General features: G+C 36.9%; 23 protein-coding genes. 17 read left to right on the top strand and 6 right to left on the bottom strand.

Annotated features, from left to right (window positions below; all coding sequences use genetic code 11):
* The first annotated feature begins 4 nt into the window (after nucleotides 1-4).
* Nucleotides 5-565 (top strand): acyltransferase, encoded by a 561-nt coding sequence (locus QWY78_RS06940; RefSeq protein ID WP_290217895.1) that lies wholly within the window; start codon nucleotides 5-7, stop codon nucleotides 563-565.
* Between the two features lie 77 nt (nucleotides 566-642).
* Here QWY78_RS06940 and QWY78_RS06945 read toward each other — a convergent pair whose 3' ends face one another.
* Nucleotides 643-945: a DUF4298 domain-containing protein gene (locus QWY78_RS06945; protein ID WP_290217897.1), complete on the bottom strand. Its 303-nt coding sequence runs from the start codon at nucleotides 943-945 to the stop codon at nucleotides 643-645.
* A 79-nt stretch (nucleotides 946-1024) separates the two neighbouring features.
* On the opposite strand from QWY78_RS06945, the gene QWY78_RS06950 reads away from it, so the two are divergent.
* The 3 genes from QWY78_RS06950 to QWY78_RS06960 all read left to right on the top strand — a co-directional run bounded on the left by QWY78_RS06950 (nucleotide 1025) and on the right by QWY78_RS06960 (nucleotide 3602).
* Nucleotides 1025-2182, top strand: a complete 1158-nt coding sequence (locus QWY78_RS06950) for a glycosyltransferase (protein ID WP_290217899.1) — start codon at nucleotides 1025-1027, stop codon at nucleotides 2180-2182.
* A 116-nt stretch (nucleotides 2183-2298) separates the two neighbouring features.
* Complete coding sequence (locus QWY78_RS06955; RefSeq protein WP_290217901.1) at nucleotides 2299-2853, top strand: serine acetyltransferase; 555 nt, start codon at nucleotides 2299-2301, stop codon at nucleotides 2851-2853.
* An 80-nt stretch (nucleotides 2854-2933) separates the two neighbouring features.
* A complete protein-coding gene (locus tag QWY78_RS06960) occupies nucleotides 2934-3602 on the top strand; it encodes a carbonic anhydrase (RefSeq protein ID WP_290217903.1) in 669 nt (222 codons plus the stop codon).
* 204 nt (nucleotides 3603-3806) lie between these two features.
* Here the strand turns inward: QWY78_RS06960 and pth are convergent, their stop codons facing one another.
* Together pth and QWY78_RS06970 are read right to left on the bottom strand one after the other, a co-directional pair.
* Nucleotides 3807-4370 carry an aminoacyl-tRNA hydrolase gene (gene pth / locus QWY78_RS06965; protein WP_290217905.1) on the bottom strand — a complete coding sequence of 188 codons (564 nt, stop codon included), beginning with the start codon at nucleotides 4368-4370 and terminating at the stop codon, nucleotides 3807-3809.
* Nucleotides 4371-4379: 9 nt separating this feature from the next.
* The gene (locus QWY78_RS06970) at nucleotides 4380-5273 is read right to left on the bottom strand and encodes a hypothetical protein (protein WP_290217907.1); all 894 of its coding nucleotides are present in this window, start codon (nucleotides 5271-5273) and stop codon (nucleotides 4380-4382) included.
* Nucleotides 5274-5434: 161 nt separating this feature from the next.
* Between QWY78_RS06970 and QWY78_RS06975 the strand changes: the two genes are divergently transcribed.
* Nucleotides 5435-6007 carry a CAP family protein gene (locus tag QWY78_RS06975; RefSeq protein WP_290217910.1) on the top strand — a complete coding sequence of 191 codons (573 nt, stop codon included), beginning with the start codon at nucleotides 5435-5437 and terminating at the stop codon, nucleotides 6005-6007.
* Between the two features lie 132 nt (nucleotides 6008-6139).
* Here the strand turns inward: QWY78_RS06975 and mfd are convergent, their stop codons facing one another.
* Complete coding sequence (gene mfd / locus QWY78_RS06980; RefSeq protein WP_290217912.1) at nucleotides 6140-9568, bottom strand: transcription-repair coupling factor; 3429 nt, start codon at nucleotides 9566-9568, stop codon at nucleotides 6140-6142.
* Between the two features lie 269 nt (nucleotides 9569-9837).
* Between mfd and QWY78_RS06985 the strand changes: the two genes are divergently transcribed.
* From QWY78_RS06985 to QWY78_RS07010, 6 genes are read left to right on the top strand one after another with little or no spacing between them, the layout of a single operon-like run.
* Nucleotides 9838-10098, top strand: a complete 261-nt coding sequence (locus tag QWY78_RS06985) for a hypothetical protein (protein ID WP_290217914.1) — start codon at nucleotides 9838-9840, stop codon at nucleotides 10096-10098.
* The gene (locus QWY78_RS06990; protein WP_290217916.1) at nucleotides 10064-10540 is read left to right on the top strand and encodes a hypothetical protein; all 477 of its coding nucleotides are present in this window, start codon (nucleotides 10064-10066) and stop codon (nucleotides 10538-10540) included. The genes QWY78_RS06985 and QWY78_RS06990 overlap by 35 nt, the downstream gene beginning before the upstream one ends.
* Nucleotides 10537-11148, top strand: a complete 612-nt coding sequence (locus tag QWY78_RS06995) for a hypothetical protein (RefSeq protein ID WP_290217918.1) — start codon at nucleotides 10537-10539, stop codon at nucleotides 11146-11148. The genes QWY78_RS06990 and QWY78_RS06995 overlap by 4 nt, the downstream gene beginning before the upstream one ends.
* 11 nt (nucleotides 11149-11159) lie before the next feature.
* Nucleotides 11160-11537 (top strand): hypothetical protein, encoded by a 378-nt coding sequence (locus QWY78_RS07000; protein ID WP_290217920.1) that lies wholly within the window; start codon nucleotides 11160-11162, stop codon nucleotides 11535-11537.
* Nucleotides 11534-12121 (top strand): hypothetical protein, encoded by a 588-nt coding sequence (locus QWY78_RS07005; RefSeq protein WP_290217922.1) that lies wholly within the window; start codon nucleotides 11534-11536, stop codon nucleotides 12119-12121. Before QWY78_RS07000 ends, QWY78_RS07005 begins: the two co-directional genes overlap by 4 nt.
* 19 nt (nucleotides 12122-12140) lie before the next feature.
* On the top strand, nucleotides 12141-13640 hold the full coding sequence (locus tag QWY78_RS07010) for a GH3 auxin-responsive promoter family protein (RefSeq protein WP_290217924.1): 1500 nt from the start codon (nucleotides 12141-12143) through the stop codon (nucleotides 13638-13640).
* Nucleotides 13641-13738: 98 nt separating this feature from the next.
* On the opposite strand, the gene QWY78_RS07015 is transcribed toward QWY78_RS07010, so the two are convergent.
* Nucleotides 13739-14605, bottom strand: a complete 867-nt coding sequence (locus tag QWY78_RS07015) for a T9SS-dependent choice-of-anchor J family protein (RefSeq protein WP_290217926.1) — start codon at nucleotides 14603-14605, stop codon at nucleotides 13739-13741.
* 102 nt (nucleotides 14606-14707) lie between these two features.
* Nucleotides 14708-15049: a DMT family transporter gene (locus QWY78_RS07020; RefSeq protein ID WP_290217928.1), complete on the bottom strand. Its 342-nt coding sequence runs from the start codon at nucleotides 15047-15049 to the stop codon at nucleotides 14708-14710.
* Nucleotides 15050-15250: 201 nt separating this feature from the next.
* Between QWY78_RS07020 and QWY78_RS07025 the strand changes: the two genes are divergently transcribed.
* The 6 genes from QWY78_RS07025 to QWY78_RS07050 all read left to right on the top strand — a co-directional run bounded on the left by QWY78_RS07025 (nucleotide 15251) and on the right by QWY78_RS07050 (nucleotide 22242).
* The gene (locus QWY78_RS07025) at nucleotides 15251-16489 is read left to right on the top strand and encodes an MFS transporter (RefSeq protein ID WP_290217930.1); all 1239 of its coding nucleotides are present in this window, start codon (nucleotides 15251-15253) and stop codon (nucleotides 16487-16489) included.
* Nucleotides 16490-16739: 250 nt separating this feature from the next.
* Nucleotides 16740-18332, top strand: coding sequence for a replicative DNA helicase (dnaB, locus tag QWY78_RS07030; protein WP_290217933.1), 1593 nt, complete (start codon nucleotides 16740-16742; stop codon nucleotides 18330-18332).
* Between the two features lie 2 nt (nucleotides 18333-18334).
* Nucleotides 18335-18817 carry a ribonuclease HI gene (rnhA, locus tag QWY78_RS07035; RefSeq protein ID WP_290217935.1) on the top strand — a complete coding sequence of 161 codons (483 nt, stop codon included), beginning with the start codon at nucleotides 18335-18337 and terminating at the stop codon, nucleotides 18815-18817.
* A 335-nt stretch (nucleotides 18818-19152) separates the two neighbouring features.
* Nucleotides 19153-19782, top strand: coding sequence for an NAD(P)H-dependent oxidoreductase (locus QWY78_RS07040; protein ID WP_290217937.1), 630 nt, complete (start codon nucleotides 19153-19155; stop codon nucleotides 19780-19782).
* Between the two features lie 37 nt (nucleotides 19783-19819).
* The gene (nadB, locus tag QWY78_RS07045; RefSeq protein WP_290217940.1) at nucleotides 19820-21394 is read left to right on the top strand and encodes an L-aspartate oxidase; all 1575 of its coding nucleotides are present in this window, start codon (nucleotides 19820-19822) and stop codon (nucleotides 21392-21394) included.
* Nucleotides 21391-22242: a sulfurtransferase gene (locus QWY78_RS07050; RefSeq protein WP_290217942.1), complete on the top strand. Its 852-nt coding sequence runs from the start codon at nucleotides 21391-21393 to the stop codon at nucleotides 22240-22242. Before nadB ends, QWY78_RS07050 begins: the two co-directional genes overlap by 4 nt.
* Nucleotides 22243-22264 lie beyond the last annotated feature (22 nt).

Genomic DNA, 22264 nt, shown 5'->3' on the forward strand with positions numbered 1-22264 from the left:
AAAGATGAATTTTCTGTACAGAATTATTCTAAAAATCCATACCATTTGCGTAGAATTGCGCGACAAAGCATACATCGAAATGTGCAAATCCCGCGGATTGAAAGTTGGGAAAGATGTGATTTTCATTGAAGCACCAAAATTTGGATCGGAACCTTATTTAATAGAAATTGGCGATCGCACAAAAATTACTGCAAACTGCACTTTCATCAATCATGATGGCGCAATGTACGTGATTCGCACCATGGAAAAATATCTTGATGCAAGAAATTTCGGACGAATAAAAATTGGAAAAAATTGCTTTATCGGAAATAATTGCACCATTCTTCCCGGTGTTGAAATGGGCGATAATTGCATTTTGGGAGCAGGTTCTGTTTTAAATTCTTCCACTCCACCAAATTCTGTTTTTGCTGGAACACCCGCAAAATTAATTTGCACCATCGAAGAATACGGCGATAAAGCATTGAAAAACAATGTGATGTATCCAAGAGAATTGGAACTGGTTCGTCCGGAATTGGATGATTACATCAAAAAAAATCTTCCGCATGTTTATAAACCTGTGAAATAACGGGTTTAGGAAACGTGATTTTCTTAACATGACAACAAGAACGTGTTAACAAAAACTGAAAATCTTAACATTAGAAATTATTCCAAACTGGAAACACCCGTTTTGACCATATTTATTGCAACTTCTTTTCGATTTCCGTAGGTGTTATGAACAGCATCTTCGCTTAAAACACCACGCGGAAAATCTTGTGGAATTCTTTGTTCTTCATCGTCTTTACGGTCATTGTGCCATTTTTCGCTGCCGTAATAATCCATTAGTTTATGAAAATCTACCTCGTTTTCTTTCCATTTTTTAATTAAAATTTCCATTTCGCTGATTAATGCATCGGTGTGATTTAAAATATTTTCCATTTGTTGGATGTTTTCCAAGCGTTCTTCCATTTTAAAAATTTTCAATAAATATAAAGATTAGTTTTCTTACCTTATTTTCGCTTTCTTATATTTGTAAAAATTTCAATTTTTGAAAAAGAAAATCCTTATCAGAATCGGTTCTTTGCGTCATGGTGGTGCAGAAAAAGTTTTGGTTACTTTTCTGAAAAATTTGCCGAAAGACAAATATGAAATTGATCTTTTATTAAATCTTTATTCGGGGAAATATTTGGCAGATGTTCCTGATTTTGTGAATGTTTTGTACTTGAATAAAGGCGAAATGATTACCACCAATCGTTTGCAGGATATTCCTACAAAGGCATTTCGAGTGATTTATCAAAAATTACTAAAGAAATTTCCGAAACTTTTATATCAATTTATTTTAAAAGGTAGAAAATACGATATAGAATTTGCTGCGATTCACGGAATGCGTGATGAAATCTTGAATTCGCCTCAAAAATCCTCAAAAAAAATCGTCTGGATTCACAATGATTTGAAGAAAACGGAATTTCATAATTACACTGATGAGGAATTTCGGAAGTTTTTTGGCTTTGATAAAATAATGGTAATTTCCGAGAAAATTCAAAAAGATTTTGAAGTTTTAGCCAAAAACGAGGAAGAAAAAAATAAAATTGTGCGAATTTATAATCCTTTAGATACGGAAGAAATTTTGGTGAAGTCAGAAGTTGGAAGCGGGAAGTTGGAAGATAGAACTGAAAAAACAGTACCAACTTTCGTTTCAGTTGGGACGGTTTTTCCGCAGAAGGGTTTTGATCGATTGCTGAAAGTTCACAAAAAATTATTGGATAAAGGTTTTCCACATCAAATCCTAATTCTGGGTAATGGTTATGATTTTGAAAACATCAAAAAATTGCAAGAAGATTTGGAAGTTACTGAAACTTCAACGCTTTTTGGCTTTACCGATAATCCTTATCCACATTTTAAAGAGGCAGATTTTTATGTTTTAAGTTCGAGATATGAAGGTTTTCCGACGGTTTTGTTTGAAGCAATAACTTTAAAAAAGAAAATAATTGCAACCGATGTTTCTGGCGTAAAGGAAATGTTGGAAGACGGAAAACTCGGTTTAATGGTAGAAAACTCTGAAGTTGGAATTTATGAAGGAATGAAAAAAGCACTTCAAAATCCTGAAAGTTTTGATAAATATGAGGAGCAATTAGAAAATTACGAGATGCCTTTTAACTTGGAAAATTCTGTGAATTCTATTGTGAAAATTATTGATGAATTATAAAGTTTTTGCTCTCGCAGATATTGCAGATGAAGCAGATTTTTTAAAGTAGAAAAAATATTTGCCCTCCTTTGCGTAAATACTTTGCGTCTTTGCGTGAAAATTTTATCTTTGTTCCAATGTCTGAAAAAACTACTTTACAAAAAGATTTTTATCGCGAAAGCGGGAAATGGCTTTCTACAATTGAAATTTGGAAGAAATGTTTCAGCCCGAATTTGCACTACATTTATCTTTTGAGGACAACGCAGAAACATCCAAGAAATACATTATTAGGAAAATTCTGGCGGTTAATTTTACGGCATTATCAAATAAAATATGGCTTTCAAATTTACCCAGAAACGCAAATTGGAAAAGGTTTTTATCTCGGACATTGGGGAAGTTTGGTGATTAATCCGAAAACGAAAATCGGAAAAAATTGCAATATTGCTCAAGGAGTTACCATTGCACAAGCCAATCGCGGGAAAAATGAAGGTGTTCCAGAAATTGGTGATGAAGTTTGGATTGGACCAAATGCGGTAATCGTTGGGAAGATAAAAATCGGAAATAATGTATTGATTGCGCCAAATTCTTATGTAAATTTCGATGTTCCTTCCAACTCAATTGTAGTTGGAAATCCTGCAACGATTTCGGCAAATGAAAACGCGACTTTGGGTTACATCAACAATAAAATTTAAAAATAATTTAGTTTAAATTTTCTTTATTTCAGTTATTAGCACTTATTTTTGTACAACTTAATTCATCAAATTATACTTTAATGAAAAAATCATACGAAGCGCTTTTTGAAAATAATAAGAAATGGTTAGAATCTCAATTGGCTAAAAACCCAGATTTTTTCAAAACCCTTTCTGCTACACAAACACCTGAATATCTTTATATTGGCTGTTCAGACAGTCGAGTTTCTGCCGAAGAAATGATGGGAATGAAGCCGGGCGAATTGTTTGTACATAGAAATATTGCGAACATGGTAAATACGTTGGATATGAGTGCAACTGCCGTGATACAGTACGCTGTAGAACATTTGCAAGTGAAACACATCATCGTTTGTGGACATTATGGTTGCGGTGGAATAAAAGCAGCGATGACTCCCGAAGATTTGGGCTTGCTGAATCCTTGGTTGCGAACCATTCGAGATGTTTATAGATTGCATCAAGCGGAATTGGACGCCATAGAAAATGAGCAAAAACGCTATGATCGTTTGGTGGAATTGAATGTTCAGGAGCAATGCATCAACGTGATCAAAATGGCATCGGTTCAGGAAGAATATATTTTAGATGAATATCCGGTAGTTCACGGTTGGGTTTTCGATATGGCAACAGGAAAAATCATTGATTTGGAAATAGATTTTGAGAAAATTTTGAAAGATATTCAGAAAATTTACAATCTTACCAATTCGGATTGGGTGATGAGTAGGAAGAAAAAATAGGTTTTGCACGGCTTTTTGGCTCGTAGATTTCCTGGCTTTTTGGCTCACAGATTACACAGATTTGCACGGATCTGATGTAAACGCTTTGTTCCAGAAACTATGTGCAAAGTTTGTACTCGACAATGAAAAAATAATTGAAAATTCTGTGAAAATCTGTGAAAATCTGTGGGCTTAAAAGCGCAGCAATAAGAAATACGTGAAAAATTATTTCCCATTAAAGCCCGTCATCGTGTTTTGAATTCCCGCGAAAACAAATGATAAACACGCTTTAGAAAACTTTTCGATTCTTTCGGGGAGTTTTTCTTTTTCCTCTTCACTCCATTTTCCTAGAACGTAATCTACTTGTTTTCCTTCAGAAAATTCTGCAGAAATTCCGAATCTTAAACGTGGATAATTTTGAGTTTGCAATTGTTCTTGGATACTTTTCAAACCATTGTGACCTGCATCTGAACCCTTTAATTTCATTCTTAAAGTTCCAAACGGAAGTGCTAAATCATCAGAAATAATCATTAAATTTTCTACGGGAATATTTTCTTTTTGCATCCAAAACTTCACAGCATTTCCAGACAAATTCATATACGTATCTGGTTTTAGGACAAAAACTTTTCTACCCTTGTATTTTCCTTCTGCGACTAAACCAAAGTTGGAAGATTTGAAAGATGCTTCAAGAGTTTCGGCGATTTTTTCAGCGACTTTAAAGCCAATATTATGACGTGTTTCTGCGTATTCTTCACCTTTATTTCCGAGACCAACGATGAGATATTTCATTGTCGTGAATTAGAGCGTAATATATTCGAATTTTAAAACTCCCTGCGTCGCTGTAGCAGCGGTCGGATAACCCTCTGCATCATAAACATAATTATAATTAATGACTTCTGCGACCCCATCGTTAGTGACCGACGCTGTTTTATAATTATTAATAGATAATCCATGTACGGAGTTGGTACTGCTAAGAAAATGCGCACCAACCATATTGAACTCCAGCGGTAAGGTCGCCCACGGATTTTTAAATTGATCATAGTTGCTCATTTTAATATCGAAAACAATGGGTGGAATACCAATGGGTGGTGTAGCGTTGGTTGTGAGGGTCATTTTATAATTAGAAATATTTCCTCCCTCAAAAGTGAGTGCACTTACATATTTAAAAATTTCAACATAATTCCCAGGATTTGCCGGATCTGCGGAGCTTAGAGAAGTGATAATCTGCTTCAATTTTCCATTCGCAAGATCATAGGTGAAATTGGTAAAGTTTTTAGTAAGTTCAACTCCTGCAGATTCCATTTTACCAGAAGCACTGGTTAATTTACCATTACTGTAAGTTAGATTCATTGTGGTTTTTACAATATCAGAACCTTCCATTTCAGTGATTACAAACTGGGCGATTTTATCTTTATTGTACGTGAGGCTGATGTCACTCTTGTTACCTTCTTCATCAATTGCAACACTTTTAAGAAGTCCCGATGTGTAGCTGTAATTAAAGATGGTAACCGCACCATCACTATCGGTAGCTGTCATTTTTTTCAACAACTTCAGCTTACCAGCACCTCCTCCATTCTCATTGGACTCCCCAATACCAAAAAGCAAATCTCCATTGGTGTCGCGACCGGGTTCACAGGAAAATAAGAAAATCAAGCTGAAAATCAAGCTTAGAAAACCGATGACTTTTTTCATTATTAAATATATTTGAGCAAAAATACTCTTTTTTTAGAAATCGAATATGGATAAGACCAAACCTTCTCATTTTTCACTCGCGAAAATTCTCAACCTTTTTTTCTTGATTTTTTTATTTCCGTTGCTATTTTTACTAATTTTGAATACTAAAAACAAAAACCATGAAAAAATTAATCACCGTATTATTTGGACTAATGATCGCGGGTATTCAAGCGCAAAGCCCTGTTGAGAATAGAGAATCTGTAAAAAAAGACCTCCTACAAAACATAACGACACCTCTTTCCGGTTCTAATATTTCTATAAAGGAAGCTGATGAAGCTTTAGCCTTTCATAACCAAGCGAGAAAAGAAGTCGCAGTAGAGCCTCTTTTGTGGTCTGCAGAAATTAGTGGTTATGCACAAGAATGGGCCAATAACCTTGCAAAAAACGGCTGCCAGCTTCGGCATCGATCTTCCGCAGAAAACACCAAAGGTTATGGAGAAAACATTGCTTTGCGACCATCATCTTCTGGCTCTGCAACGGATGCTTCTAAAGCGTGGTATAACGAAATCAGTAAATTTAAAAATGTAGTTTTAGACAATACCAATTGGTATGCAGCCGGACATTACTCCCAAATGATTTGGCGCAAAACAAAAAAAGTTGGAATTGGTTCAGCAAAATGTACCAATGGTTATTATATTGTCGTAGCCAACTATGATCCACCCGGAAATTATATGGGACAAAAAGCGTATTGAGATTATTCGTTGCTAACAAAATTTTCTTCCTTTTCGAAAAGGGAGGAACGTTTCATAAAAACTTAGTTGGATCAAAAAAACGATCGTAAAGCAAAAATTATTATCGGTTTTCCTTTAATTAAAAACGTAAAACTATTTCCCCAAAATTCTTTCAAGAACCGCATTCACCTCATCTACATTTTGTACATTTTCTTTGCGCATCAGGAGTTGATTTCCTTCTTTGCTGCTTTTTTCTTTTAAAGTCGCTTCTTTCGGATTCTTCGATAAATAAGAAATAATATTTTTAAATTGATCACTTTGATAAAATTTATCTTGTGGGTTTGGTGGAAAATACCCCAAGAAAATTCCGTTCTTCACCACGATTTTATCGAAGCCAATGTCGGCCGCAATCCATTTTAATTCTACTGATTTTAAAAGATTAATCGCTTCCGAAGGCAGAACTCCAAAACGGTCTATTAATTCTAATTCAATTTTATGCAAGCCCTCTTTATTTTCAATTTCTGATAATTTTTGGTACAGTGACAAGCGTTCTTCAATACTTTGAACATAAGAATCGGGCAACATCAACTCCAAATCAGTATCAATATTCACTTCTTTGGTTGATTTAAAGAGTTTTTTACGGTCTTCTTCATTATCAAATAAGTCTTCGAATTCTTCATCATGCTGCAATTCTTCGAGTGCCTCTTGCATAATTTTCTGGTAGGTATCAAAACCCATTTCATTGATAAACCCACTTTGTTCGCCACCCAATAAATCACCAGCACCACGGATTTCTAAATCCTTCATCGCAATCTGAAAACCACTGCCTAAATCCGAAAACTGTTCAATCGCTTCTAATCTTTTTCGGGCATCAGAAGTCACCATATCAAACGGTGGTGTAATCAAATAACAAAAAGCTTTTCTGTTACTTCTACCCACGCGACCACGCATTTGGTGCACATCTGCCATGCCAAAACGTTGCGCATCATTGATGAAAATCGTATTGGCATTCGGAACATCTACGCCACTTTCAATAATCGTGGTAGAAACCAACACATCATATTTTCCTTCCATAAAATCCAGGACATTTCGCTCCAGTTGTTTGCCATCCATTTGCCCATGACCCGTAATTACTTTCGCGTCTGGAACTAAACGCTGAATCAATCCAGCGATGTCTTTTAGATTTTCTATTCTGTTATTAATGAAATATACCTGACCATCGCGTTGAATTTCATACGAAATGGCATCCCGAATCAATTCTTCATCAAAACCTACAATTGAGGTTTCAACTGGCTGTCGGTTGGGCGGAGGTGTTTTTATCACTGATAAATCCCTGGCAGCCATCAAAGAAAATTGCAAAGTCCGCGGAATCGGTGTCGCTGTTAAAGTTAAAGTATCTACATTACTTTTGATGGTTTTCAGCTTGTCTTTCACAGCCACCCCAAACTTATGCTCTTCATCAATAATTAAAAGTCCTAGATCTTTAAATTTCACTGAACTTCCCACCAATTGATGGGTGCCAATCACGATGTCTATTTTCCCAGTCTTTAACCCTTCTAGCGTTTCGGCTTTTTGTTTGGCCGACCGAAACCGATTCATGTAAGAAATCGTCACCGGAAAATCTTTCAATCTTTCGGTAAAACTTCGGTAATGTTGAAAAGCTAAAATCGTGGTCGGAACGAGAATCGCCACTTGTTTTCCATCAGTCGCCGCTTTAAAGGCCGCTCTGATAGCGATTTCTGTTTTACCAAAACCTACATCACCACAAATCAAACGATCCATTACGGTTTCGTTTTCCATGTCTGTTTTTACATCGACGGTTGCTTTTTCCTGATCCGGCGTGTCTTCGTAAATAAAACTTGCCTCCAGTTCATTTTGTAAATAAGAATCTGGTGCGAAGGCAAAGCCTTTCGCGGTTTTCCGTTCTGCATACAAACGGATTAAATCAAAAGCGATTTGTTTTACTTTGGCTTTGGTTTTTTGTTTTAACGCTTTCCACGCGGGAGATCCAAGTTTAGACAAAACGATTTCCCTGCCGTCTGGGCCGTTATATTTCGAAATTTTATTTAAGGAATGAATACTTACGTAAAGCAAATCTCCATTTTTATAGGTCAGTTTAAAACATTCCTGAACTTTGCCATTATTGTTGACTTTTACCAAGCCCATGAATTTCCCGATTCCGTGGTCGATGTGGGTAATATAATCACCGACTTTCATCTGCATTAAATCTTTTAGCGTAATCTGTTCTGATTTAGCAAAGGAGTTTTTAGCTTTAAATCGCTGATATCGATCGAAAATCTGATGATCGGTATACACAGAAATTTTATGATCGAGGTCGATAAACCCTTCATGAAGTTCTGATTTAAAAGACTTAAATAAATTTTTTGATTGCTTCTCTGAAATATCTTTTCCGTCAGTTTCATCTTCTGAAAACGATAAAGAATTTTGTTGCGAAATCAAATCTTCAAAAATCGATTCTAACCGTTCTTTCTGTTTTTCGGTAGAGAATGAAATCCAGGTTTGGAAACCCTCCATTTGTTTTTCTTCTAAATCCTCCAGCAAGAGTTCAAATTTTTTATGGAAACTCGGTTGTGGCGTTTGATTTAATTGAATGATGGCTGCACCACTCCCTTTGACTTCTTGTAACGTAAAATCGATCCACTCAAATTTGTGGAGGTCTTTTATGAAATTTTCTTCCGACACAAAAAGTTCTTCTGGTGGAAGCTGCCTAATCTCAGTCGTTAAAGTTCCGAACTTCGCTTCTGCTTTTTCATAAAACCCTTTGATTAAAGTAAAACCAACAAAGGCATTCTTGGTGACAACAACTAAATCTTTCGGTGCCAAATCAAATAAAGAAACTTTCGTTCCTTGTGCTGAAAAATTCATATTAGAAACCAACTGAAATTCTTTAATCTTCTCTTTTGAAAGTTGGGTTTCGATATCAAAAGTTTTAATGCTCTCGATTTCATTTCCGAAAAAAGTAATCCGATAGGGCTCTTCATTAGAATAAGAAAAAACATCTACAATCCCACCTCTTACCGAAAACTCGCCTGGCTCGGACACGAAATCGGTGTGGTTAAAATTAAATTGATGCAGCAATTCCTCGGTAAAATTAAAATCCAGCTGATCGCCTGTTTTAATGGTGTGGGAAATCGCTTTGAAATCATCTTTTTTCATTACCTTTTCTGCCAATGACCCGAAAGGTGCAATCATAACCCGCGGTTTTTTATCATTGTGAATTCTATTTAGAACTTCGGTTCTCAAGACCAGATTGGCATTTTGAGTTTTCTCAATTTGATAAGGTTCTAAATGAGTGGGCGGAAAATAAAGGACATTTTCTTTGCCCAACAAATCTTCTAATTCTGCGGTGATGTAAAGTGCATCTTCTTTGTCATCGGTCAGAAAAAGCAGGGATTTTTTCTTTATTAAAAACAATTCCGCTGCAAAAACAGCAGGCGAAGAACCCGCAAAAGATTTTACAGTAAGATGCTTATTTTGATCGAGATGCGCGAACAATTCTTGCCCAAAACCTAAGTGTAGAAGCTGGGGTAGAAAAGTCTCGTTGATATTTTTTAACTGCATAAATTTTCTGACAATCAATTTGTCTTTAAACGAAAAGGTCTAAAAACGGGAAAATCGATTTCGGAAGCCATCCGAAATCGTTTGAAGTTGCAAATTTAAGGAATTAATTTTTGGATAACAGTATGAAGAGATTCAAAAATAAATCCATAAACCACTGTTGAATGCGTTAAACTTTGGTTAAAATCTGGCCGTTTTATTTTTGAATTTAGTATTTAGCTAAATTTACACTTGTGAAAAATAACGCAATACTAATTTAATTTTAAAAAAAAATGAAAAAATTATTCACCGCGCTTTCCGTTGTTTTAGGTCTGGGACTTGCAAGTGCACAACAAGTAGCTACCACAAAACCTTCTGTTCCGCCAGCAAAAGGACAAAAAATGCAAACTGCTAAAAACGCAAAAGCATCAAATCCAACAACAACAAATTCTGGCATTAAATTGAAAAAAGACGGAACTCCGGATAAAAGATACAAAACCAATAAGGGTCTAAAAAAAGATGGAACTCCTGATAAAAGGTACAAAACGAAATAAAACCTATTTTACGTTGAGAACCTTCGAAATTATTTTCGAGGGTTTTTTATTACCTTTAAAAAAAAAATTGATGAAAATTTTGTTGGTCATACTTGCTTTTTTTTCGCTCAGCGTTTTTGTGGGCTGCAGGTCAGAAAACAGAGACCATGCACGCGCTTACGTGGAAGGAACAATCACAGGAAACCAGTTAATCTTAGATGAAATTACCATTCATCTATCGAGCGATGGAAAAAATATTGCCGAAACAATCTCAAATAGTTCGGGTGAATTTGTATTATCTGGACCCTTATTATCAGATTCATTTTCATTGGTTTTCAATAAAAAGATAAAATCATTTTCTACTTTAAAAAAAGGCTGTACGCTTTCTGCCGATGCCAAGCAGATTCAAATTCCAGCAGGCATTACCTACATTACTTTTAACGAAATAATTTTGGAAAAATGAGAATAGCACTACTACTTCTATTCGGATTTTCTACCGTATTTTTTGCCCAAAAAAAGAAAAATGTTCTTGACGTGGTTTCCAATATCGAAGTAAAAATGATTGCTATGAAACCCCTTGGAAATAATCATTTGGCAAAATTACTGATGCCTTTTTACGGATTTGGTTTTGGTGGAAACTTAATGACACCCATCAACTTTGGTGTTGGAGTCGATTACAATGTGCTATTTTCTAATGTGAAATATAGTGAACAAAACCGCTATGGAAACATTGGTTCTCCAACAATCACCAATATCGATGTATATCTAACCCATCGAGAAATTATTTCAGAAGATTTCTCTCTTGAAGAAATGGCTGGTTTTAGTTTCTACCGACAAACGAATTTATTAGTTGACGCAAAAAATCAGAAACTAAAAGACAATGCCACCGGCTTTAATCTCGGCGCAAAAGGCTTATACACTTTGGATCGGGAGGGTTATCAACAGGTTTTTATTTCGGGAAAAGTTAATTTATATTTTACCAATATTTATAATGAAAATACAGAAATTAAGAAGTTTTATGATCGGTCTATTTTCTTAAGTTTCAATATGGGTTATCGCTATAATTTTTAAAATTAATTCTAATGAAAACACTTTTGCTTATTTGTAACCTTTATGGCGCATTATTTTTAATGGCACCAAACAGCAGTTGCCAACCAGAATACCTTAATAATTCCAGAGTGTCTGTGGAGGGTAAACTTATCGCTTCGAATTCAGCAGGCATTCCTGTTAAATTACAGTCCGGTACTATTTTAATTTCAGAAACAACATCACAAACCGATGGGAGTTTCAAACTTGGCGGCCCTGGAACTACTGGGGAAAAAACATTGTCTTTTGACCGGAAAATAAAATCATTTACCGCCACTACAAGCAATTGTATTTTATCGTACGATTCATTAAGCATCGTTCTGCCAAATGAAAAAAGCTATTTCAATTTTCCACAAATAACCTTTGAACCATGAGAAAATATATATTTGTTTTGCTTTTCGTTTCGGGATATTTATGCGCTCAACAACAAAATAAATTTTCCTTTGAACTTCAAGGAAATACTTTTTTCGGAATTGGCAATAATTTTATTGCAGACGGGCTCAAGCCATTTACAGGATTTGGTTTTGGACTTTCGGGAAAACTGTACAATAATCTGGGTTTAAGCATCGAATTCCACAGGGGATTTTCTGATGTAAAAGATGTTTCGGTTTTTGGTGATCTTCATAGTCCTACCCTCACCTCCCTTGATATTGTAGCTTTTTATCGCTACCAAGCGACTGAGAAATTTGAGCTCGAAGGAAATATTGGTGCCGGAAGTATACAGATCAATAGCAAATCGAATTACAGAAGCAACGGTTTTCAGGAGGGAGGAACAGCTTTTATTATCGGTGCAAAAGGCATTTACTCGATCACCAAAAACAATTCGTTATATGTGCTGGGTGGCCCAAGATTATACTTTCTATCGACGCTAACCGAAATGGATAACGCGGCTGCCGATCAATATTATTCTAAAGCCACCTTGTTTAATTTTTCATTAGGGCTAAGGCTTTATTTCTAAAATGCTTTAAATTTGCGCTATGATCAATTTCATTAAGAAAAATATCGCTTTAATTTGGGCGAAAAATCATGTTAAAGGAACGCAGTCTTTTAAAGAAAATGCAGTTAGAAATCAAGAGCAAGTTTTACTTTCTTTGATTAGAACCGCCGAGAAAACCTTATTTGGCAGAACCCACCAATTTGAAAATATCAAAAGTGTTCAAGACTACCAAAATCGAGTTCAAATTGCCGATTATGAAGACCTAAAACCATATATTGAAAAAGTAAAAAAAGGAGAACGCCATATTCTTTGGCCAGAAACTCCGGAATATTTTGCAAAAACTTCGGGTACAACCTCCGGCTCCAAATACATTCCGATTTCCAAAGAAGCCATGCCCTATCAAATTGCGGCAGCCCAAAGCGCAATTTTTCATTACATCGCGCAGCAAAACAATGCTGATTTTGTCGCGGGGAAAATGATTTTCATACAAGGAAGTCCCGAATTAGAGGAAATCAACGGCATCAAAACCGGCCGACTTTCTGGCATTGTCGCGCATCATATTCCTTCTTATTTACAAAAAAACCGTTTGCCAAGTTTAAAAACCAACCTTATCGAAGATTGGGAAACCAAAGTTGATGAAATTGTAAAAGAAACCGAAAAGGAAAACATGACTTTAATTTCGGGGATTCCGCCTTGGTTGATTATGTATTTTGAAAAATTGATCGAACGAAATGGTAAAAAAATAACGGAACTTTTCCCTAATCTTCAACTCATTATTACGGGTGGCGTGAACTATGAACCGTACCGCGAAAAAATGAATGAACTCTTGGGTAAACCCGTAGATACGTTGCAGACTTTCCCGGCGAGCGAGGGTTTCTTTGCGTTCCAAGATGATTTTAACAAAGAAGGTTTATTGCTCTTAACCAACCATGGAATTTTCTATGAATTCATTCCACTAGAAGATTACGGAAAGCCCCAGGCAAGAAGATTAACCTTAAAACAGGTTGAACTTCACAAAGACTACGCTTTAATTCTGACGACCAATTCGGGACTTTGGGCTTATTCCATCGGTGATGTGGTTCGGTTTATTTCAAAAGATCCATATCGAATTTTGGTGTCGGGAAGAACCAAACATTTCACGTCTGCTTTTGGTGAACACGTAATTGCGTTTGAAGTTGAAGAATCCTTGAAAGCAACGGTGGAAAAATTTCCGGCCCAAATCACCGAGTTTCATTTAGCACCACAAGTCAATCCGGTCGAAGGTCTGCCGTTTCACGAATGGTTCATCGAATTTGAAAAAGAACCTGCAGATCTGGAAATATTTAGAAAAACCCTCGACGACGAAATGCGTAAAAGAAACTCTTATTATGATGATTTAATTTCCGGACGAATTTTAAAACCCTTAATAATCACCGCTTTAAAGAAAAATGCTTTTCAGGATTATGCAAAATCTGAAGGAAAATTAGGGGGACAAAATAAAATTCCACGTTTGGCAAATGACCGAAAAATTGCGGAGTTTCTAGAATGTTTAAAGAAATAATTATGAGTTCAACCCCCTTCTTAATTAATAGATTAGACTTCGATTCTAAACAACAAAGCCCTCAAATAGAGGGCTTCATCATTAATAAAAATTAAGATTTATTTCTTAATAAATTTCTGTGTTGAATTTCCTTCTTCACCATTAATTTTAATGACGTAAGAACCTTTTTCTAATTTTTGAACATCTACAGAGATTCCGTCAAAAATAGCCTGAACTTTTTTACCAGAAATATCAAATACTTCTACAGATGAGATTTTAGCAGTCGTATTAATTTTCAAGTAATCTGAAGTTGGGTTTGGATAAACCGCCATTTTCACTTTGCTTACATCAGTAACTGCCATATTTGGTCTTTCCACAGAAAAAGTATCAATACCAATATAGTTAGAGTTATTTCCTGAAGGACCTCCATCCGTAACAAAATATCTGAAAGCCATATTTGCCGAAACTGGTGTTGCTGATAAACCAGCAATCGTTATGGTATACTCTGTCCACACATCTGGATAATTTGTTGGTCCGGTTAAAAGACTTGGATTAATCGTTAGCAGAACGTTGCTAAATGAGCCCGTATCTGTAGCACCAACTGGGGTCGTAAATGTGGAACCTGTAGATAATCTTACCTCAAGACGATCGGCATAAGATGCTCCCGCCACTGTTCTGGTCCAGAATTTAAGTACATCCCCATTTTGAACCATAATATTGGGCGTGATCAACCAGTTACTGATTGTTCCTGCTCCTGCCGTATTATTAAAATTAGCAGCGATGTAGGTGGTAGCAGCTCCCGACTGAGCAGGAAATACGGTGTCGTTTCCTTGAAACCAAGTAATAGTGCCCACAGGTGAACTTTGATTGGTTTGAGTCCAAGAAGTTAATGCATTAATGTTGTCAAAATTCTCTTGTAAAAGAGTCTGTGCAGAAGTTGTTGTAAATGTTCCTGCTAACATCAAAAAAAGTAATTTTATTTTCATAATTTAAAATTTATTTGTTTAATTATCAAATATACTATAAAAAAATAGAACACAAACACTATAAACCCAACCAAATATAATAAAAACTAAGATTACTACAATTTATGTATTAGAAACCGCTTTCAATCCAATCACCGATGCAATCAAGGTAAACACAAAAAATAGTCGCCAGAAAGTCGCCGGCTCATTAAAAATAAAAATCCCCATAAAGACCGCACCGACCGCACCAATTCCCGTCCAAACTGCATAAGCCGTCCCAATCGGAATTGGATTGGTTCCAACAGAAATTGCTTTGTACAGCAACAACATACTTAAGAATAAAGAAATTATAAATCCTGCCCACCAAAAATAACTTTCGCGCCCAGAAGTCTCTTGCGCTTTTCCAAGACACATTGCAAAGCCAGTTTCAAACAAACCACCGATAATTAATAAAATCCAGTTCATTTTTCAAAGATAATTTTTTTTATGAAGATTCGAAGCCACGAATTCACGAAAAAACTGCCAACGCATCTCTTTAAAATTTACAAAATCTCTTAAACAGAAATAAAATAGGCAGAAATAAATTCATGCATTCCTGGCAAAAAAAATTATTAGTTGCACAAGATTCTTAAATGATTTTTCATTTCTAAAATTTACTTTTGCAAAATGATTTCACTGCAACCCATTCAAACGCTGAAAATTCCAGAATTTCGAAATCTCATGACCGGTCGGTTTTTTCTGATTTTGTCGTTTAGAATGTTGGCAACATTACTCGGTTGGTGGGTTTATCAATTGACTAAAGACCCTTTTGCCATTGGCTTGATCGGCCTAGCAGAAGTGATTCCCGCTGTTTCAACTGCACTTTATGCGGGCCATGTAATTGATAATTCCGAGAAAAAAAGACTGCTGCTCATCTGCAATTATTGCTATGTTTTCCTGATTGCTTTATTGGCGATTCCCGCGTTTTTTGGACATCAGTTATTACATTTCAGCAACCTTCAGATTTCCTATTTTATTTATGCAGTCATCTTTTTTACCGGATTTTGCCGTGCTTTTATCGGTCCAATTATTCCATCAATGATACCGAAAATCGTTTCCAGAGAAACACTTCCAAATGCAATCACCTTAAATCAAGCCACCTTTCTGACGGCGTCGGTTTCTGGTCACGCCTTGGGCGGTTTTCTGATTCATTGGATCAATATTTCGGGAACCATTCTCGTGATTGTGGGTTTAATGATTTTCTCCTCTATTTTTTTCTGGCTTCTCAAAAAACATCCCTCTGAAAATACCGACAGAACGATGGGTGTAGTCAAAAGTATGCGCGAAGGTCTTGCTTATATTTACAAAACCAAAGAAATCCTGGGCGCACTTTTCCTGGATATGTTTGCAGTCCTATTTGGTGGAGCTGTGGCGATGATTCCGGTTTTCGCTACTGATATTTTAAAGGTGGGGTCTGAAGGTTTTGGCCTACTCAATGCCGCCTCCGACATCGGCTCCATGTGCGTGATCACGCTATTGGCATTTATTCCTTTACGCAAAAATCAAGGTAAAATTCTTTTAGCAGTCGTCGCTGGATTCGGTTTATGCATCATCGGTTTCGGGCTGTCTCAATTATATTGGCTGTCATTTCTCTTACTTGTGGCCAGCGGCATGCTCGATGGGGTTTCGGTCGTCATCCGTGGCACCATTGTTCAGTTAAAAACACCGGATCATATTCGCGGTCGTGTTTTAAGTGTCAACTCTATCTTCATCATGTCCAGCAATGAAATGGGCCAGTTTGAAAGTGGCGTTGCAGCCAAACTTTTAGGCGTCGTTCGCTCCGTTGTTTTCGGGGGAACCATGACCGTTTTAATTGCACTTTTAGTCGGTACAACCAATCCGAAACTTCGCAAAATGAACTATTAGATTTTTAGGAGCAACTTGGTTTTGGCTTCTTACAAAACCCGTCCGGCTCTTCACTGCAATCTTTTTCGCTGCACCTGCAGCCACCGCCGAAAAAAGGATTTCCGTTGCGATCCGGGCTACTATAAAAACCCGGTCTCATTTTGACTTACCAACATGACAACCGGTTAAAAATCAATAAATTAATCATCACAACCAAGATATTGTTAATTAAATATTCTAAACGAAAACTTAAAAAAACTATCTTTGTCACATGGCACAAAAGGAAACTTTATCTTCATTAATTCATGGTAATTTCGCAAAGGAACTCTCGATTTCCGATGGCAAAATGCCCCCAAATGCAATAGAATTCGAAAAACTCGTTATCGGTACTTTTTTAATTGATAAAAAAGGACTTGATTTTTCTATCGATTTATTGACCCCCGATGTGTTTTACGACCCCAGACATCAAGAGATTTTCCGATCCATCGTTAAATTATTTGAAGGAAATCATCCCGTAGATTTAATGACGGTTATCCAAGAATTAAAAAAATCCGAAAAACTTGGCCTTGCCGGTGGCGATCATTATATTATCGACTTAACCATGGGTGTCTCGTCGAGTGCGCATATCGAATATCACGTTCGGGTTATTTTAGAGAAATTTATTTTACGCAGTTTAATTAATGTTTCTGCCAATGTGATCGACAGCTCCTATAAAGAATCGACCGATGTTTTTGAACTTTTGGATAAAGCCGAGCAATCCTTTTTCGAAATCACCAACGGAACCATCAAAAAAGGTTTTGACACCGCAAATACGTTGGTATCAAAAGCGATTGAAACCATTAAAGCCTTAAAAGACAAAGAAGGAATCTCTGGGATTCCCTCAGGATTTAAAGATATTGACAAAGAAACAGGAGGTTGGCAAAATTCAGATTTAATTATTATTGCCGCCCGTCCCGCCATGGGAAAAACCGCTTTCCTTCTTTCAATGGCCAGAAACATTGCTGTAGAACATAATATTCCTTTGGCTTTATTCTCGCTCGAGATGGCTTCTGTGCAGTTGATTACCAGAATGATCGCTTCTGAAACAGGCATTTCTTCGGAGAAACTAAGAAAGGGACAAATGAGTGACGAAGAATGGCAACGCTTATTCTCCAATGTTTCTGCCTTAGAAAATGCTCCTTTATATATCGACGAAACACCATCGCTATCGGTCTTTGACTTCCGTGCAAAATGCCGAAGATTGGTGATGCAACACGGCGTAAAAATCATTATGGTTGATTATCTTCAGCTGATGACCGCCAATTCTGGAAAAGGTGGTGCCGGAAACCGGGAGCAGGAAATCGCCATGATTTCCCGTTCTTTAAAAGCGATTGCAAAAGAACTCAATGTTCCTGTGATCGCACTTTCCCAGCTTTCCAGAAGTGTAGAAACACGCCCTGGTAAAAGACCCATGCTTTCTGACTTACGGGAATCGGGCGCCATTGAGCAGGACGCAGATATTGTATCCTTTATATTCCGTCCGGAATATTATAAAATTGCCAATTGGGACAATGATGAAGATGGCGGCGAATCTTCCACCGAAAATCAGGCAGAATTAATCATCGCCAAACACCGAAATGGCGCCACAGCCGATGTGAGGATGTCGTTTTATAAAAATATTGCCAAATTTGCCGACCTCGATTTATTTGGAGGTGGTTACGGCTATCAATCATCAAACTTCGCGCAACAAGATGCGCCGGGAGGTTTTGAAAAAATTAAAACCACCATTGATCCTGGTGCTGCCTTTGACTTACCGAGCAAACAAAACCTTTCAGGCTCTTCAATGAATGATGCAGATGATGACGACGATGATTTTCAATTCTAAGAATGGCACTTAAAATCGAAATTTTTACCGACGGAGCTTGCAGTGGAAACCCCGGAAAAGGCGGGTACGGAATCTTGATGAAAGTACCGGAAAAAAATTACGAAAAAAGATATTCGCAAGGTTTTCGAATGACGACCAATAATCGTATGGAGTTGTTAGCAGTGATTGTGGCTTTAGAAAAACTAAAATCTACTGAAAACGATATTCACATTTACACCGACAGCAAATATGTTTCTGATGCCATCAATCAAAAATGGATTTACGGCTGGATCAAAAAAGGTTTTAAAAATGTAAAAAATCCTGATTTGTGGAAGAGAATGGTTCCTTTAATTAAAGCACATCAAACTACTTTTCATTGGGTAAAAGGACACGCTGGACATCTTGAAAACGAAATCTGTGATGAACTCGCGGTTAAAGCGGCACAAACAGAACCTTTGCTGATTGATGAGTTTTTCGAACACCAGCAGAACGGTGGACTTTTCTAACAGTCATTTTGCTTCCGAGTGAATGGTCAATTTACAATAGTCAATTAGCGTTGCTATGAATAGTGCATTTTTTGAAAATTCGCTATCACTCAATTCAACATTGACTTATTCACTCAGATAAATTCGTCATTTACTCTTTTAAATCAAGAAATTTAACCCTTAAGATTTGGGTTAAGATGTTAAGATTCATTAAGTTATTTTTGACAAGTCAAAAATATTGGAACGCATATTTAAAATTCACTCGTAAAAATTTACCATTCACCGATCCACTCGAAGAACATTCACTTAAAAAGATTCACCCGAAAAAATCCGTCTCATTTAATTATCTTTGTTAGATGAATTACCTTGATGCACTGAACAAAAGATATTCGGTGAAAAAATTTGATCCTGAAAAAAAAGTTTCCACTGAGGCACTCTTTCATATTTTAGAGGCTGCACGGCTTTCGGCGAGTTCTCTGGGCCTGCAACCGTACCGTTTAATCATCGTACAAAATGCGGAGATGATAGAGAAACTTATTCCGGCGTTTTACAATCCCTCGCAAATTTCAACATGTTCGCATTTAATAGCGATTGTTTCTAAAAAAAAGATTGGCTCCGAATATATAGGCAATTACTTCAATCATATTTCCGAAACGAGAGCGGTTCCTTTAGAAAGTCTCAATCCGTTTCAGGTTAGCATCAGCAATCATATGGAACGATTAACCCCCGAGCAGATGACAATCTGGGCAGATAAGCAATGTTACATCGTCTTAGGAAACTTGATGTTTGCAGCCGCAATAGAAAAGGTAGACACCTGCCCTATGGAAGGGTATAAGCAAGAAACAATTGATGATATTCTGGGCTTAGAAGTGACCAAAGAAAAAGTTGCCGTGACTTTAGCCCTCGGTTACCGTTCGGAAGAAGATGAGTTTCAGAATTTTAAAAAAGTACGGAAACCTACTGAGAAACTATTTAAATTTATTTAAACTTTAAACACTAAACTTTAACACGACGAATAACTCCATGATAAAAGCAGACGTACTCGTAATCGGTTCCGGAATTTCCGGACTTTCTTATGCAATAAAAATTTCCGAAAAAATGCCCGAAGCAAAAATCATCATTGTGACCAAAGCCGATGAAGACGAAAGCAACACCAAATATGCACAAGGCGGCTTGGCGGTGGTAACCGACTTTGATAAAGATGGATTCCAAAAACACATTGATGATACCATGAGAGCCGGCGATGGAGAAAATACGCTCGAGGTTGTGAAAATGGTTATTGAAGAAGGTCCCGAACGGTTTCGCGAATTGGTAGAATGGGGAACCAATTTTGACCAAAAAGACGGGCTCCTGAGCTTGGGTAGAGAAGGTGGACATACCGAAAACCGCATTGTACATCATAAAGACATTACCGGAAAAGAAATCGAGCGCGCATTGTTGGAAACAGTAAACCGATCTCCGAACATTAAAATCATGGCACACCATTACGTGATCGATTTAATAACCCAGCACCATGTTCCTGGAAAGGTTTTTGACCAGGAGAAAATCGACTGTTATGGCGCCTATATTTTGGATGAAAAAAGCAAAAGCATCAAAAAAATTACGGCAAAAATTACGTTGGTTGCAACGGGTGGCGCGGGGCACGTTTATAAAAATACCACCAATCCGATTATCGCAACAGGAGACGGAATTGCCTTTGTACACAGAGCGCGTGGAAAAATTTCAAATATGCAATATTATCAGTTTCATCCTACCGCCTTATTTTCTAAACGAGATGGAATGTTGTTTCTGATTTCCGAGGCGGTTCGTGGAGATGGCGCAAAAATTAGAACTAAAGATGGCGAGAAATTCATGCATAAGTACGATGAACGTGAGGAACTCGCTTCTCGTGATATTGTAGCCAGAGCCATTGATAATGAATTAAAAATTTCAGGTGATGATTATGTCGGCCTCGATTGTCGGGAGATGGATCATCAAAAATTTATCGAACATTTTCCCAATATTTATCAGAAATGTCTTGATGAAGGCATCGATCCTTTTACGCAACTTATTCCAGTGGTTCCCGCTTGTCACTACTTAATGGGTGGAATCGATATTGATATGGACGGACAAAGTTCCATCAAAAATTTATTTGCAGTCGGAGAATGCACCAATTCTGGTCTCCATGGCGCTAATCGACTGGCCTCCAACTCCTTGTTAGAAGGAATGGTTTTCGGGCATAACGCTGCGTTGAAAACAGTGGAGCTTTTAAATAGCAATGATTTCAATTTTGATGATTTAAAAGCAGTCCCGGAATGGAACGAAGAAGGGATGAAAATAATGGATGAAATGGTAATGGTCTCGTACCTTAGAAGACAATTACAGGAAATGATGAGCGATTTGGTAAGTATCGTAAGAAGCCATGACCGATTACTTTTGGCAAAAAAAAAGCAGGAAGAAATTTTTCATGCAGTTAATGAATTATACAACTACTCGATCATGTCACCGAAACTATCAGAACTGCGAAACCTGACCAATATCTCTTATCTGATTATCAAACACTCGCTAAAAATGACCGAAAACAAAGGCGCTTTTTACAATAAAGATTTTACAAAATGAAAATAAATCCCCTCATTAATAGTAATGAAATTCAAAATTTAAATAAAAAACATCTCGTCATAGTGAATGCCGGAAGTGGCGATGCTGCATATGAAAATTTTTTATCTGACCATTTAGAAGGTGCTTTATATGTAGATTTAAATAACGACTTAGCTGAAATCCCGAAAAATGCAAAAAACGGTGGAAGACATCCCTTGCCCAGTTTGGAAAAATTTGCAGAAGTTTTACAACGTTTAGGAATTGATGAAAATTCTCATGTCTTAATTTATGATGATAAAAATGCGGCAAATTCTGCTGCAAGATTTTGGTGGATGTTAAAAGCTGCCGGAATCGAAAATGTTCAGGTTTTAAATGGCGGACTTCAAATGGCAAAAGCAAAAGGATTAACCGTAAACGCAAATAAGGTTGAAGCCAAAACTGCTGAAAAAATTTCTTTAAAAGAATGGAAACTTCCGAAAGTTGACCTTAATTTCATTCAGAAACATTCAGAAGATCCCGACTATCTTGTAATCGATGTTCGCGAAAAAGACCGTTATGACGGCAAAACAGAACCCATCGATGAAATTGCCGGACATATTCCAGGCGCCATCAATATTCCTTTTAAGGAAAATCTAAATGAAGATGGAACTTTTAAAAGTCCGGAAATTCTCCGAAAAAAATACAGTGAAATTTTAGGAAAAATTCCTTCCGAAAAAATTGCTATTCATTGTGGATCTGGGGTTACAGCCTGCCACACCTTATTGGCGTTGGATTATGCCGGCTTTAAACTCCCGAATCTTTATGTAGGTTCATGGAGTGAATGGAGTGAATGGAGTAGAAATGAGAAAAAAATTGCGAAAAACATTTAAATTAACTCATCCTTCAAAGTTC

Origin of the sequence: Kaistella yonginensis (genome assembly GCF_030409525.1) — a bacterium.
In the GTDB taxonomy this organism is placed as follows: Bacteria; Bacteroidota; Bacteroidia; order Flavobacteriales; family Weeksellaceae; genus Kaistella; species Kaistella yonginensis.

Bases quoted from the DNA above. Each gene is read 5' to 3' on its own strand.
- QWY78_RS06995 (WP_290217918.1), top strand. From the start codon at position 10,537: ATGAGAATAGCACTACTACTTCTATTCGGATTTTCTACCGTATTTTTT.
- rnhA (WP_290217935.1), top strand. From the start codon at position 18,335: ATGGCACTTAAAATCGAAATTTTTACCGACGGAGCTTGCAGTGGAAAC.
- QWY78_RS07010 (WP_290217924.1), top strand. From the start codon at position 12,141: ATGATCAATTTCATTAAGAAAAATATCGCTTTAATTTGGGCGAAAAAT.
- QWY78_RS06960 (WP_290217903.1), top strand. From the start codon at position 2,934: ATGAAAAAATCATACGAAGCGCTTTTTGAAAATAATAAGAAATGGTTA.
- mfd (WP_290217912.1), bottom strand. From the start codon at position 9,568: ATGCAGTTAAAAAATATCAACGAGACTTTTCTACCCCAGCTTCTACAC.
- QWY78_RS07000 (WP_290217920.1), top strand. From the start codon at position 11,160: ATGAAAACACTTTTGCTTATTTGTAACCTTTATGGCGCATTATTTTTA.
- QWY78_RS06955 (WP_290217901.1), top strand. From the start codon at position 2,299: ATGTCTGAAAAAACTACTTTACAAAAAGATTTTTATCGCGAAAGCGGG.
- pth (WP_290217905.1), bottom strand. From the start codon at position 4,370: ATGAAATATCTCATCGTTGGTCTCGGAAATAAAGGTGAAGAATACGCA.
- nadB (WP_290217940.1), top strand. From the start codon at position 19,820: ATGATAAAAGCAGACGTACTCGTAATCGGTTCCGGAATTTCCGGACTT.
- QWY78_RS06970 (WP_290217907.1), bottom strand. From the start codon at position 5,273: ATGAAAAAAGTCATCGGTTTTCTAAGCTTGATTTTCAGCTTGATTTTC.
- QWY78_RS07040 (WP_290217937.1), top strand. From the start codon at position 19,153: ATGAATTACCTTGATGCACTGAACAAAAGATATTCGGTGAAAAAATTT.
- QWY78_RS06940 (WP_290217895.1), top strand. From the start codon at position 5: ATGAATTTTCTGTACAGAATTATTCTAAAAATCCATACCATTTGCGTA.
- QWY78_RS07015 (WP_290217926.1), bottom strand. From the start codon at position 14,605: ATGAAAATAAAATTACTTTTTTTGATGTTAGCAGGAACATTTACAACA.
- QWY78_RS06990 (WP_290217916.1), top strand. From the start codon at position 10,064: ATGGAACTCCTGATAAAAGGTACAAAACGAAATAAAACCTATTTTACG.
- QWY78_RS07005 (WP_290217922.1), top strand. From the start codon at position 11,534: ATGAGAAAATATATATTTGTTTTGCTTTTCGTTTCGGGATATTTATGC.
- dnaB (WP_290217933.1), top strand. From the start codon at position 16,740: ATGGCACAAAAGGAAACTTTATCTTCATTAATTCATGGTAATTTCGCA.
- QWY78_RS06975 (WP_290217910.1), top strand. From the start codon at position 5,435: ATGAAAAAATTAATCACCGTATTATTTGGACTAATGATCGCGGGTATT.
- QWY78_RS06945 (WP_290217897.1), bottom strand. From the start codon at position 945: ATGGAAGAACGCTTGGAAAACATCCAACAAATGGAAAATATTTTAAAT.
- QWY78_RS06985 (WP_290217914.1), top strand. From the start codon at position 9,838: ATGAAAAAATTATTCACCGCGCTTTCCGTTGTTTTAGGTCTGGGACTT.
- QWY78_RS07050 (WP_290217942.1), top strand. From the start codon at position 21,391: ATGAAAATAAATCCCCTCATTAATAGTAATGAAATTCAAAATTTAAAT.
- QWY78_RS07020 (WP_290217928.1), bottom strand. From the start codon at position 15,049: ATGAACTGGATTTTATTAATTATCGGTGGTTTGTTTGAAACTGGCTTT.
- QWY78_RS07025 (WP_290217930.1), top strand. From the start codon at position 15,251: ATGATTTCACTGCAACCCATTCAAACGCTGAAAATTCCAGAATTTCGA.